Raw genomic sequence first — 13,038 nt, forward strand, 5'->3', positions numbered from 1 at the left:
CATGTTTTTAGCAATTCGTGAAATTAGAAAATATAAATTACGTTATAGTTTAATTGGCGTGGTATTAGTATTGATTGCTTACTTGATTTTTGTTTTAACGGGATTGGCGAATGGATTAGCCGCTTCTAATCGGACGGCGATTGACTCGTGGGATGCAAACCAAATTGTATTAAACGAAGATGCTAATGGTTCACTAACTCAATCAACGCTAAATCAACAACAGGCGGATCATTTTAATCAATCTAATCAAGCCGCCCTCGTGCAATTAAATGCTAATGTTAATCGAGTTGGCCACCAGGAAAAGACAGGCGCTCAGATCTTAGGAATTAAAGCCAACCAGTTCATTAGCCGAAAGATGAAGATTGAACAGGGACGAAAATTTAGAAACAATCACGAAGTGGTGGTAGACGATAGCTTGTTGAAAAATGATGGCTATCGAATTGGCGATTTTATTAAAATTGCCAGTCATCGGCAAAAATATCAAATTGTAGGTAGCGTTAGTAACAATCAGCTTAGTGTTGCTCCAGTAATCTATGGTTCACTAACGGCTGTCCAACAAATGAAGTTTGGTACGACCAGCCAAGCACCGATTAGTGCAGTAGTTATAAAAGATAATGCGCATCATAAAGCGGTTAATGGGACAACAACTTTAGCAATGAATGATTTCATTAATAAACTACCTGGTTATACAGCTCAAAATAATACGTTTAACTTTATGATTGGTTTCTTACTAGTAATTACATTATTCATTGTTGCCATCTTCTTGTATGTATTGACCATTCAAAAGATTCCATACTTAGCAGTAATGAAGGTACAGGGAATTAGTAATGGATACTTGGTTAGGAGCATCATTGGGCAAGCAGCAATTTTAGGTGTAATTGGTGTCCTTATCAGTGGGGGACTAACGGCTATTACAGTTATTGCAATACCAAGTAGTGTTCCAATTCAATTTAACTATCTATTGATGGGATCGATTGCCGTGCTGTTGGTCATAATGACCATTGTTGGGGCGTTAATTCCAATTCGTACCGTAACTAAGATCGATCCAGCAACAGTAATTGGAGGTTAATTATGACAACCATTAAATTAGATCAAATTCAAAAAATTTATAATCCAGGGGCTAATGAAACGGTCGCTTTGGACAATATTAATTTTAATGCCAATGCAGGGGAATTAGTATCGATTACTGGTCCATCAGGTTCTGGAAAGAGTACCTTTTTAAAAATTATTGGGGGAATCTTATCGCCAACTAGTGGGACGTTAACTATTGATGGGCATAATTATAGCCAGATGAATCAAAAGCAACAAAGTCAATTTCGACTAGATCAAATTGGTTTTATTTTGCAGGCATATAATTTAGTCCCATATCTCAAGGTTCGTGAACAATTTGAATTAGTAGATCACGTTAAGCCAAAGCACAATTTATCTAAAGAAGCGTTTCACCAGTTGATCGATGAATTAGCAATTGGTGATTTAATGGACCAATATCCAGATGAATTATCCGGTGGACAAAAACAACGGGTGGCGATTGCTCGGGCAATGTATACGGACCCGAGCATCATTTTAGCGGATGAACCCACTGCAGCACTAGATGGAAACCGGGCAGCACAAGTAATGCGGATATTTCAAAAGCTAGCCCATGATAATCATAAGACGGTGTTGTTAATTACGCATGATGCTAGGTTGATTCAATACGTAGATCGTAACTATCAAATTGTGGATGGTAAGGGTCAATTTGTTAGGACCACCGATGCCAAGTTAGTTTAATTTGTAGGACGTTTTACTTTCTAAATTATGATTAACCGATTACAATTAAGGGTATAACATTGAATAAGAGGGTATTTGATTATGGAAAATTCAGAACGTAAATTAATTCAAGAAATTTTGAATACAGTAGATGTATTATATGATTTTGAACACACTGATGATGATAATAAAGAATATACATTAGTGTTACGGCGTCAAGATAATGATGAACGCCCACTAGAACAAATCAATAAGGAAATTAAGCACTACTTCCAAGAAGCTAACTTCACTTATAATGAACAATTAAACCCAAACGTTGATGTTGACATTCGTGTTGAAATCAAGCGTTAATTGAAATAAAAAAAGCTCGCCAACAGGCGCGCTTTTTTTATGGTTTCATATATTTATTTTTTACTAATAAATCTTTTGAACGTTGGTCAGTGGGGACAAAGCCAATGTTTGTAATGTGCTTACAGTACATCCGGTTATATAAAAAGCCCCACATAATTTGCGTTAATGGCTCAGTGTATTGATAAATGGTTTGAAGTGGTTGATTAAACAGCACTGATCCTAGCATTGCAACTCCAGCATCAACTAAAATAATGCAGAAGAAGTTGTACCAATCACCTCTAAAAATCGCTGGGACGAATGAAAAAATTAGGGCGGTAAATGAGAACCCAACCTTACTTAACTTTAGTTCACCAGTTTTAGGATTCTTGAAGGTTGCATAATTAGGTGGAATTGGAATCATGCCATTACCAAATGGATTTTGCAATTCGATGCCTACTTTCTTTTTAATATCTTAGAATAGATTAACACCAAATGGGTAATTTTAAAAACATTGCGCTTATCTTTTCGTAAACTTAACGACCGCTTCGACCCTAGCAGTTTGTGGCATCATATCAATTGGTTGGATGAAGTCAATGTGATAAACCTTGCTTAAATCGACTAAGTCCCGTGCCATCGTTGCTGGATTACATGAAACGTAAACGAATTTTTCAGGAGCCACATCTAAAATAGCATCTAATAATGGTTCTGCTAAGCCAGTACGTGGTGGATCCACAATTAATGCGTCCGGTTCCCAACCTTCATCAATCCATTCAGGAATGATGTCTTCGGCTTTACCTACATAATATTGGGCATTTTTAATACCATTGATATCAGCATTTTGATTAGCATCTTCAACGGCTTCAGCAATGGTATCCATCCCCCGGACTTCCTTAACGTATTTAGCTAATGGTAATCCGATGGTTCCCACTCCAGAATAAGCATCGACTAGCCGTTCGTTTCCAGATAGGTTTAATGCATTGATGGCAACTTCGTATAGTTGGGGAGTCATAAATGGATTGAGTTGTAAGAAGGCACGGGCGGATAATTCAAATTCTAGGCCTCCAATTTTTTCCACAATGAATGGATCCCCAGCTAATAAGATGGTTTCATCGCCCCAAATTAATGAAGTTTCACCAGGATTAATGTTTTGCATGACTGAAGTTACTTCTGGTAATTGGAGTGCAATTTTACTTAAAATCCGGTGTTGCTTAACAAATTTAGGGGTATTCGTAATGAACACAACTTGAACATCATTTGTATGAAGCGCAGCCCGGACTACAATTGTTTTAATGATTCCAGAGTGATTGGATTCATCATACACAGGAATCCCTAATTCTTGAATCATATCGACTACGGCTCGCATTACTTTCATCGTAACAGGATATTGAACCGAACAGGTTTTTAAGTCCACGAGGTCATGACTACGGGTCTTGTATAAACCGGCAATCACCTTACCATCGCGTTGGCGGACCTGAAATTGGGCCTTATTGCGGTAGCCGTATGGATCTTTCATTCCCATGGTGTTGTGGATTTTGTAGTTTTCAAATCCATATGGTTGGTACTTATTAATCGATTGGCGAACGAGTTCTTTTTTATATCTTAATTGAGCGGAATATTCCATCGCTTCTAACTCAAAGCCACCAACTGATTCAGCGTAGTCATCCCGAGGATTTACGCGATATGGACTAGGGGTAACGACGTTGACTACCTTAGCCCTTAAATAATGGTGATAGGTGTCTGTAATTTCAATAGTAACGCGTTCCTTAGGCAGCGCCCCTTGGATGAATACCAGCGTGCGGTCAATATAACCAACAGCTTCACCATTAACGCCCATCCGATCAAATTCGGGTTTGGTATTTAAAGTGAACTGTTGACCAACTTGAAACTGGTCATTTGTGTTTTGGTATCGTTTCATTATGATTCCTTTCTTACTAACCTTACTTAATTGTTACTATATTATAACATTTGCTGGCAAATCAGGATATTTAATAAAATATGATGTAAAATATATAATAAGATTTATATACAGAATAGGAGAGTTACTAGTAATGAATAAATGGGTCCGGATTGGTGCAATTTCAGCAGTCACAATGGGAATGTTAGTGTTGGGATATCGCTCTGACATTAAGGTTTCTGCTGCTGAACAATTCTACAGCGTGCCAACTACTAATACTAATATCCAACAAGAAAGTAATGCCACTAATGGAATGAGTGACTTTAGCGATGACAGGATTCAAAATGTGAATACAGTAGCGCCAGCAGTCCAACCGCCAGCAAAGTATGTCCGGACTTCATTAAGTGTTACTGCTGATAATCCTGCTAATACTTACACTTCTCGGGATGGCAGTAATACATTTAGTACTTACTACTACTTACCAGAAGGCTTTCATGTTAAGAATACTGAACATGGTAACTACCAAAGTTCCGTTCAAGTAGGTGATAACATTTACTTAGTTGAATCAATGGGAACTGGGACTAACCAAGGGGCCATTGTGAGATATAACCTTAATGATTTAAAGCAATTAGGGGTAATCACTGATAGTGGTGAAGGCCGTGACTTGGTATGGAAAGCTTTAAAGTACGTTTCACCATACACTAAGACTGGAAATACCCACTCTGCTCAATACAATAACTACAATACTTATATGCAAAATGCGGTTAATCAATTAAATGCAAGCCAAAGTTCCGTTAAGGCTGCTCAAGATCAAAGTAAGAGTGATCAAGAAGAAGTTGATGATTACCAAAAGACTTTGGATAATACGATGCAAAAGTTAAATGTTTACGTTAGCCAAGTGCAAAAAGAAATAAATGCTCAATATAAGCAAGACAAGAAGATGAAGAAGCAAGTTACCAAACCTGATAAATTAACAATTGATAACTTCACGGACTATTTTAATTCGTTAAATGATGATTACAGTAAAAAGATTCAAAAAAATACTGATAAACAATCACAAGTTAAACAACAAATTCAAGATTTGAAGTTAATATACGCTGGTAAAAAGATTAAATCAGCTGACGATACTAGCGATAGTTCAGCAGCATCAGATGCAACGACTAGCGATGCAGCTTCATCGGCTAGTGATAGCAGTTCTAAGGCTGCATCGGCTAGTGCTGATGCTACTAGTGATGCCAAAACTTCAAAAGCTGCTAGCAAGGACGCTAAGTCTGATAATCAATCTTCAAAGGCTGATAGTAAGGATACCAAGTCCGATAGCCAAACTAAAAAGTCTGATGATAGTCAAGATCAGACCACTAAAAAGATGACTAAGCAACAATACACCAAGAAATTAGCATCATTGCAAAAGAAATTGGCTAATCTAAAATCACAAAAAACTGATTATAAGACAGCTAAGGCTACTGGATTGAATTACATCAAGACGTTTACTAACAATAAATACTACAAGAAGATGGCAACTGATAAACAAAATGTTTCAGATGCTAAGGATTTAGTCGATCAAGATAATGAGGACATTGAAAGTGCTCAACAAGATGTAGTGACTGCCCAAAAGGCAATTGATAACTTAAAACAAAATCAAGTTGACTATGGTAAGTATTCTGCAATTGCCCACGTGGCTCAAATTAGTCCATTAATTAATATTGGACATGGCCAAACCCTTTCATATAATTATGTAACTAAGAACCTTTACTTAGCTCAAGATGATAGTGGTGGCGACTTAGGCACTAATGATTACAATGTTGTGACCGAGTTAGATTCTAATTCATTACAACCAATTAAACAATTTAATTTCCAACTATGGCATGATAATAAGAACTACGGTTTGCATACCCTAACCTTTGATAGTCAAGGGAATGCTTACTTTGGCCGGAAGTCTGGTAGCAAATATCAAATCTTTAAGGGAACCTTTGATGAAAATTCAGGTCAAGTTTCATTTGCACCAGTGCCACAAACAATTAACTGGGGTGGTAAGCACAACCAAGGATTGACTTATAATCCAGTTAATAACCGGCTTTACATTGTCTCAGATGATATTATTACTTCAGTCCCAGCTGATAAGCTAGGTGCAGGAACGGTGGATCCTAGTGATGTTCACTACCTTGCGTTTAATAGTGGCCGGGAATTTGAAGATATTACTTTTGACTCCCAAGGATATGGCTACTTACTATCCCTTTGGAAGCCAGAAATTCTTAAATCTAGCAATCCAATGAATTAAACTAATCAAAAAAACGATTTCGACAATTAACTGTCGGAATCGTTTTTTTAGTCCTCATTATTTTTCTTTTACCATGAAGATATGCGGAGTATGAATATGGGTATATTCGTCACCATAAGCAACGAAGCCGAATTTTTCGTAGAAAAGCTTTTTATCAGCTTGTGCATGAATCTTAACTGGTTCACCAGGATAATTTTCTTCAATGGCCTTTAAAACGTGGTTCATTAATTCCTTACCCATTCCAGTTCCACGGGTATCAGGAGTTGTTAAAACCCGACCAAAGGAGATGTAATCTTTTTCGCGATAAATTCGAGCATAAGCAACGACCTTGTTGTTTTCGTCAGTTGCCCAAAGATGGAAGGCATGCTTATCCAATTTATCAATTTCTTGGAATGCACGGTCTTGTTCAACCACGAACACTTGAATTCGTCGGGCATAGATCTGCCAAATTTCGTCGTTCATTAAGTGTTCGAATGATTCTAAGTGCCATTTAATTTCCATGTTACTCGCTCCTTTACAGATTATCTAATTATAATTTATTTTAAGATGATTCTGATGCTTTGTAAATTACAAAGCAAAACGTGAAATGCACGATTTTTATATGGTACACTGTTATGCTAACTTTTACAAACAAAATATTTAATTTTTTACACTTTGAACTTTCTTAAACATTTTTATGTGTAATATTACTTTCAATGAATTATAGGTTATGCTATACTGTTGTAAACAAAGTTAACAAATGATATATTTAAGCCGAGAGGAGCAAGACAATGGCGTTATTAGAATTAAAAGACATTCAAAAGTCCTATTACTTGGGCAAAGAAGAGTTCAAAGTTTTAAAGGGCATTAGTTTGAAATTCAACCATGGTGAATTTGTCTCCCTACTAGGAGAATCTGGTGGTGGGAAATCGACTTTAATGAACATTATTGGTGGTCTTGATAGTAATTATCAAGGGGACGTGTTCTTAAATGGTAAATCATTAAAGCATGATACTGATAAGCAATTAGATGAATACCGTCGAAAGACAATTGGATTCATTTTCCAAAACTTTAATTTGATTGGACACATGACTATTTTGGGCAATGTGCAAGTTGCACTTGAAATGAGTGATTTATCACATGCCGAACAAGTTAAGCGGGCAACTCAATTACTAGAACGAGTTGGCTTAGGTGAACATATCCATAAGCACCCGAACCAACTATCTGGTGGTCAAAAGCAACGGGTTGCCATTGCACGTGCATTAGCATCTGATCCTGACATCATCATCGCTGATGAACCTACCGGAGCATTGGATGCCCAAAATACTGATGAAATTTTGAAGTTATTAGATGAAATTGCTTCAGAAGGTAAATTAGTATTAACGGTTACCCACTCTGATAAGGTGGCTGCATATGGAACCCGTGTGGTTCATATGGCCAATGGGCAAATCGATAGTGATAAAAAACTTCGTGATTCATACGATAAGGAACCATCTAATGGGATGAAATTACATCCGCTTCGGATGATCGATACCTTTAAGATGGCGTTCCAACAAATGTCATATAACTTGAAGCGTAACCTCTTGATTATTTTCGGGGGTGCCATTGGAATCTTCAGTGTGATTTTTATGCTGGGGCTTGGAAATGGAATTAAGGGCTATATTAACCACCAAATTTATAGTCAAATTAATCCTAATTCGGTTCAAGTCACTAAGGGGAAAAATGGTAGTGGTACTGATACTAGTGCCATGCTGAAATCCAACGTTACTGATAAGGATATCAGCAAGTTAAAGGACGTTAAAAACGTTAAACAAGTGGAAAAGGGTGCCATGGCTGTTTCCCCACAATTAACTTATAACGGTAAGACCACTCAAGGACAAATCTTACAAACTTATAACTCAACAATTTTAAGTAACACCATTAAGCAAGGTACGAAACCAACTGCATTGAATACGGTCTTACTACCTAAGAGTGTAGCTCAAAAGATTAAGAGTAATTACAAGTCACTAGTTGGTAAGAACATCAAGCTTTCCTTTGCATTTCTTGGCAATAATGGGCAACAAAGTCTAATGACGAAATCTGTTAAGGTGAGTGGAATTTACGACAGTGCCTCCCCAATTATTTCAGTTAGTTACGATACCTTAAAGGGAATCTACAAAGACAATAAGCAAACGCTTAAGACTAACTTTGTGACTGCTGATATTAAGGGTGGTGTTGCTAACGTTAACCCAACTCAAGACAAGATTAAGGCCTTGAAGTCATCAAATGGTAAGAAGGACTTCCAAATTACTGGTGCCGGTTCAATCGTTTCTACATTAAATACCTACATTAGTTTAGCAGTGAATGTATTGGCTGCCATTGCCGGAATTTCACTATTAGTTTCTGCCATTATGATTATCGTAGTGCTATACATTAGTGTTGCTGAACGGACTAAGGAAATTGGAATATTACGGGCCCTTGGAGTTACCAAGGGGAACGTACGGGGATTATTCTTCAGTGAAGCATTACTCCTCGGTTTATTCTCCTCCATTTCAGCTACGATCGTAGCATATCTAATTCAATGGGGAATTAATTCTGCTGCTAGCGGTGCAATTGATTATTCGATTATTCAAATTACGCCGGGCAATGCCATTTTTGGAATTGTGATTGCAGTGATTATTAACCTCTTAGCCGCATTACTACCAGCTGGTCGGGCTGCTAAATTAGATCCAATCGAAAGTTTAAGTGCTGAATAGAATATTACGCAAAAAAGACTGCTCAAAATCGAGCAGTCTTTTTTAGTCTAAAATGCCATTAGGATACTTAGCCTGGATAAATGCTTTTACGTGGTCTAACATTCGCCGCGTAGCAGGGGTTTTAATTTGAACTGAGTTGATGACTAAGTAAATGGTCCGGTAGTATTTTTGGTCGAATGGATAAATCGAAACCCCATCAGGAATATCGGATAACGCTAGTTTGGGCAAGATTCCCATACCAAGCTTACTTTTCACCATTGCCAGCATTGATTGATCATCAATACTGAATTGTAATGCGGCATTGGTAACGTTATAACGGTCCAATACCTTTTTGGTATCTCCATAGTAGTCGCTTCGTTGTAAAATAAAGCTTTGGTGTTCAACGTCATCCACAGTAATGGTTTTACCGTTTAGTGGCTGAAATGACTCTGGTGTTATGCAATAGATTTGATCTCGCAGTAATGGCACCTTGATTAGTTTTTCAATGATGGGATCACAGGTAAATCCGATATCAATGGTACCGATTTTAGCATCGGTTCCAATATTATCGTATGAATTTTGGTCCACGCTAAGTAAAATATCTGGATACTGTTCCCGAAATGAGCTAATGATTTGAGGTAACCAGTTAATGCAGACGCTACTGAAAGCACCAATGCGAACTGAACCTGCATTAAGTCCAGTAATATTAGCAGCTTCTTGTTCAAGCCGGTGTTGATTATTAATGATATCTTGAATAATGGGGAGAATCGCATTACCATCAGCGGTTAATTTTACTCCAGCCCGGTTACGAATAAATACTGAAAAACCCAAGAACTTTTCCAACTGGTTAATGGCATGACTAACAGCTGAGGGGGTCACATCTAAGGCCTTAGCTGCTTTATAGAAACTTTTTTCCTGGACGACAGTACTGAATGCACGATAAGCAAACGAAATCATAACGACCCTCCCTTAAATTAAATCATGACTTTGAATGAATTTGGCAATAATCTCGGCCATCATGGCATATGTTTTGGCATTGGGATGCAAATGAGCATCATGAAGCCGCTCTTGATAGTTTTCATCAGTTAGTAAATCAGGAGCAACAATGCGCCAATCAAGGCATGCAACCTTATTTTGACGATAGGTATCGGCAATACCAGATTGCAAATCACGGAATGTGTAACCCCCGGCCCGTTTTATTTGGTCCGCATTGTGATTAAAGTCCCAGCGATTCATTGGGACGATTCCTAACAACTTAATTTGTGGATTGTGCTTGCGAATGATTGCAATATCGGCACTTAATTCTTGTTTAATTTCGGACAATGATGTGGTTAAGTGAGCATAATCATTGGTGCCATAGAAGATAATGACCAAGTCGTATTGCTTAAAGTCAACTGAATTGACCCGTGGAGTTAAGTCACCATCTTGGTGGCGCGTAATCATCGCATTGTTGACGCCGTAGTTATCAACGGGGCAATGCAGTAATTTACTTAATACTTGTGGATATGTACCTGATGTTAAGTCACGATCACCATCGTAACCATTGGTAATTGAATCACCTAGTGCTAAAATTTTCAAAATAATGCCTCCCAAATTAGTAGATTGTTTCTATTATATATGAAGCTCGTTTAAAATAACATAATTGCACATGCTATAATATAGTTCCTTGGCAGGGGCCACGTTATTTCGGTCATGACCAACTAGCAATTAAGCTAGTTGGTTTTTTATTTAGGAGTGATTAATGCTATTTACTAACTTTTAATACGCTGCTATAATTATTTTAAAGATTTTAAGAATTTTTAAAGGTTAAGGAGAACGGCAAATGAACTTTCGCAGAATTATCATTATCGATATTGCCTCGCTCGGAATGGGTGAAGCAGGTGATGCTAATCGTTATCATTCCATTGGTGCTGATACCATCGGTCATTTGGACGAACAATTTTCAGAAATGTTGAAATTACCAACATTAGAGTCACTTGGCTTTGGAAATATTCGTTGGGACCATCAGTTGCAAACAGTGCCCATGGTTGAGCATCCCAAAGGTTTTTACGGCAAGATGCACGCTAGAGTAAATGCTAGCCATGCTTCATCAACATTACGTGAAATGTTTGATTATTCTGAACCGCTTCGGGTGGTCAGTATCTTTAATAACTTAGCGCGGCAGGGGTTTTCAAACGTTTTAATATCGCGGTTCGTGAATTACTTAGAAACGCAAGATGTTTGTAAGCAAGTCCAATGTGCGAATGATGATTTGTCGTTTATTGAAGTTCTCAACCACTTAAAGAAGGTTGGTGAAGGAATCATTTATAATCAAGTTCCAGAGCTAGCCATTGCAGCGCGTAAGCACCATGCTAAAGAGTATGCATCGCGTTTAATGATCATTGACAAACAAATTCAATTATTAATGGATACAATGTTAGATACAGACTTATTGATGATTACTTCCAGTTTTGCTAAGGATGTTGACTTTGATCAACCCACCACGCGGGAATACTTACCAATTATTCTGTACACTAAACAAATTGAACAGGGGCACTCGCTTGGCATTCGTAGAACGCTAGGGGATGTGGCTACTACCATTATGGATAATTTCACTAATCCAATAAATAAGAATGATTTTAAACATAGCTTATTAAATGAATTAACCAAATAATACTTCAATTTGAAGGGAGTGATGTGTGACAAATTGGTGATTTGTTGCGATGTTACTTGTTTTTATCACAATTCTTATTTATTTAACGGAAAGGGTTAGATTAATGTATCTCTTAATTAATATCTTAGGAATCTTAGTGTTCCTAGCGATTGCGGTTCTATTCTCAAAGAACCGGAAAAAGATTAACTGGCGTTCAGTTGTTACTGTTTTAATTTTGAACCTAGTAATTGCCTTCCTATTGACTGAATTTTCATGGGGTCGTGAAGCAGTTAAAGCGGCTGCCGATGGATTTAGTGGATTAGTAGAAGTTGCAAATGCTGGGATTGGTTTTGCGTTACCTAGTTGGCTTGCATTGAAGACACCTGACTTTGTCACTAGTGCATTACTTCCAATCCTCTTGATCGTTCCAGTGTTTGATATTTTAACTTACATTGGGGTATTACCATTCTTGATCAAGTGGATTGGCCGGGGGCTTTCTTTCGTTACTGGTCAACCAAAGTTCGAATCATTTTTCTCAGTTGAAATGATGTTCTTAGGTAACACCGAAGCGCTTGCCGTTTCACAATTACAATTAAAGCAAATGAAGGCTAATCGTGATTTAACGATTGCGATGATGTCCATGTCCTGTGTGACGGCTTCTATTTTAGGAGCATACGTCCAACTAGTACCAGGACAATTTGTTTTGACTGCGGTTCCATTGAATATTTTAAACGCCGTTATTGTTACTAGTATTTTAAACCCAATCGAAGTCTCACCAGAAGAAGATACGATTGCTAAGATGGGTTCCAGTTCTTCAGTTGCTGAAGAAGCTGCTGAAAAGGATAATGGGGATTCAGAAAATGGTCGCGAACCATTCTTCTCATTCTTAGGTGATTCCATCTTAGGTGCTGGTAAATTGATCTTAATTATCACTGCTAACGTGATTGCATTCGTTGCTTTAGCAGCATTGATTGATAAGTTATTAGGATATATTAATCCATGGATTTCACTTGAACATCTCTTGGGAATCGTAATGTTCCCATTCGCATGGTTAATGGGTCTTGACACTCACCATGCCTTTGAATTTGCTCAATTAATGGGTAAAAAATTAGTTACGAACGAATTCGTAATTATGCAACAAATCACTAAGAACATTAATAATCACAGTATTTTCCCTCCTCACTACCAAGCTCAATTAGTTGTATTTATTACTTCATTTGCGAACTTAAGTACTGTTGGAATGATCATTGGAGCATTTAAGGGAATTGTTGGTAAGGCCCACAACGACTTAATCAGTAAGAACGTTGGGTACCTATTACTATCAGGAATTCTAGTTTCTCTAATGTCAGCAGGAATTGTTGGATTATTTGTTTGGTAAAATTACATTTAATCACTAACGAAGGCAGCCATTTGGCGGCCTTTTTATTTTATGAAAAATTGCAATTATATTTACAATAAGATATTA

Annotated in this window: 12 protein-coding genes; 7 read left to right on the plus strand and 5 right to left on the minus strand. The window is 37.5% G+C overall.

What is annotated here, in order from left to right; genetic code table 11:
* Position 1: 1 nt before the first annotated feature.
* The 3 genes from R4146_RS02800 to R4146_RS02810 all read left to right on the plus strand — a co-directional run bounded on the left by R4146_RS02800 (position 2) and on the right by R4146_RS02810 (position 2,097).
* Positions 2-1,069, plus strand: a complete 1,068-nt coding sequence (locus R4146_RS02800) for an ABC transporter permease (RefSeq protein ID WP_339959929.1) — start codon at positions 2-4, stop codon at positions 1,067-1,069.
* Positions 1,070-1,071: 2 nt separating this feature from the next.
* Positions 1,072-1,767 carry an ABC transporter ATP-binding protein gene (locus tag R4146_RS02805; RefSeq protein WP_339959930.1) on the plus strand — a complete coding sequence of 232 codons (696 nt, stop codon included), beginning with the start codon at positions 1,072-1,074 and terminating at the stop codon, positions 1,765-1,767.
* Between the two features lie 81 nt (positions 1,768-1,848).
* Positions 1,849-2,097 carry a hypothetical protein gene (locus tag R4146_RS02810; protein WP_339959931.1) on the plus strand — a complete coding sequence of 83 codons (249 nt, stop codon included), beginning with the start codon at positions 1,849-1,851 and terminating at the stop codon, positions 2,095-2,097.
* A gap of 37 nt (positions 2,098-2,134) precedes the next feature.
* On the opposite strand, the gene R4146_RS02815 is transcribed toward R4146_RS02810, so the two are convergent.
* Together R4146_RS02815 and rlmD are read right to left on the minus strand one after the other, a co-directional pair.
* Entirely contained in the window at positions 2,135-2,521 is a 387-nt protein-coding gene (locus R4146_RS02815; protein ID WP_339959932.1) for a hypothetical protein, read from the minus strand.
* A 72-nt stretch (positions 2,522-2,593) separates the two neighbouring features.
* Positions 2,594-3,991, minus strand: a complete 1,398-nt coding sequence (rlmD, locus tag R4146_RS02820) for a 23S rRNA (uracil(1939)-C(5))-methyltransferase RlmD (RefSeq protein ID WP_339959933.1) — start codon at positions 3,989-3,991, stop codon at positions 2,594-2,596.
* A 133-nt stretch (positions 3,992-4,124) separates the two neighbouring features.
* Between rlmD and R4146_RS02825 the strand changes: the two genes are divergently transcribed.
* On the plus strand, positions 4,125-6,248 hold the full coding sequence (locus R4146_RS02825) for a hypothetical protein (RefSeq protein WP_339959934.1): 2,124 nt from the start codon (positions 4,125-4,127) through the stop codon (positions 6,246-6,248).
* 57 nt (positions 6,249-6,305) lie between these two features.
* Here the strand turns inward: R4146_RS02825 and R4146_RS02830 are convergent, their stop codons facing one another.
* Positions 6,306-6,749, minus strand: a complete 444-nt coding sequence (locus R4146_RS02830; RefSeq protein ID WP_339959935.1) for a GNAT family N-acetyltransferase — start codon at positions 6,747-6,749, stop codon at positions 6,306-6,308.
* A 269-nt stretch (positions 6,750-7,018) separates the two neighbouring features.
* On the opposite strand from R4146_RS02830, the gene R4146_RS02835 reads away from it, so the two are divergent.
* Entirely contained in the window at positions 7,019-8,962 is a 1,944-nt protein-coding gene (locus R4146_RS02835; protein WP_339959936.1) for an ABC transporter ATP-binding protein/permease, read from the plus strand.
* Positions 8,963-9,004: 42 nt separating this feature from the next.
* On the opposite strand, the gene R4146_RS02840 is transcribed toward R4146_RS02835, so the two are convergent.
* Together R4146_RS02840 and R4146_RS02845 are read right to left on the minus strand one after the other, a co-directional pair.
* Entirely contained in the window at positions 9,005-9,898 is an 894-nt protein-coding gene (locus R4146_RS02840) for a LysR family transcriptional regulator (RefSeq protein WP_339959937.1), read from the minus strand.
* 12 nt (positions 9,899-9,910) lie between these two features.
* Positions 9,911-10,519, minus strand: a complete 609-nt coding sequence (locus R4146_RS02845) for an SGNH/GDSL hydrolase family protein (RefSeq protein WP_339959938.1) — start codon at positions 10,517-10,519, stop codon at positions 9,911-9,913.
* A gap of 244 nt (positions 10,520-10,763) precedes the next feature.
* Here R4146_RS02845 and R4146_RS02850 point away from each other — a divergent pair, with 244 nt between their 5' ends.
* Together R4146_RS02850 and R4146_RS02855 are read left to right on the plus strand one after the other, a co-directional pair.
* Positions 10,764-11,594, plus strand: coding sequence for an alkaline phosphatase family protein (locus tag R4146_RS02850; RefSeq protein ID WP_339959939.1), 831 nt, complete (start codon positions 10,764-10,766; stop codon positions 11,592-11,594).
* A gap of 103 nt (positions 11,595-11,697) precedes the next feature.
* The gene (locus R4146_RS02855) at positions 11,698-12,951 is read left to right on the plus strand and encodes a NupC/NupG family nucleoside CNT transporter (RefSeq protein ID WP_339959940.1); all 1,254 of its coding nucleotides are present in this window, start codon (positions 11,698-11,700) and stop codon (positions 12,949-12,951) included.
* The last annotated feature ends 87 nt before the right edge of the window (positions 12,952-13,038 follow it).

The organism is Nicoliella lavandulae, assembly GCF_037546185.1.
Classification (GTDB): domain Bacteria; phylum Bacillota; class Bacilli; order Lactobacillales; family Lactobacillaceae; genus Nicoliella; species Nicoliella lavandulae.

Coding starts and splice junctions, on each gene's coding strand:
- R4146_RS02800 (WP_339959929.1), top strand. CDS start 2: ATGTTTTTAGCAATTCGTGAAATTAGAAAATATAAATTACGTTATAGT.
- R4146_RS02805 (WP_339959930.1), top strand. CDS start 1,072: ATGACAACCATTAAATTAGATCAAATTCAAAAAATTTATAATCCAGGG.
- R4146_RS02810 (WP_339959931.1), top strand. CDS start 1,849: ATGGAAAATTCAGAACGTAAATTAATTCAAGAAATTTTGAATACAGTA.
- rlmD (WP_339959933.1), bottom strand. CDS start 3,991: ATGAAACGATACCAAAACACAAATGACCAGTTTCAAGTTGGTCAACAG.
- R4146_RS02825 (WP_339959934.1), top strand. CDS start 4,125: ATGAATAAATGGGTCCGGATTGGTGCAATTTCAGCAGTCACAATGGGA.
- R4146_RS02830 (WP_339959935.1), bottom strand. CDS start 6,749: ATGGAAATTAAATGGCACTTAGAATCATTCGAACACTTAATGAACGAC.
- R4146_RS02835 (WP_339959936.1), top strand. CDS start 7,019: ATGGCGTTATTAGAATTAAAAGACATTCAAAAGTCCTATTACTTGGGC.
- R4146_RS02840 (WP_339959937.1), bottom strand. CDS start 9,898: ATGATTTCGTTTGCTTATCGTGCATTCAGTACTGTCGTCCAGGAAAAA.
- R4146_RS02850 (WP_339959939.1), top strand. CDS start 10,764: ATGAACTTTCGCAGAATTATCATTATCGATATTGCCTCGCTCGGAATG.
- R4146_RS02855 (WP_339959940.1), top strand. CDS start 11,698: ATGTATCTCTTAATTAATATCTTAGGAATCTTAGTGTTCCTAGCGATT.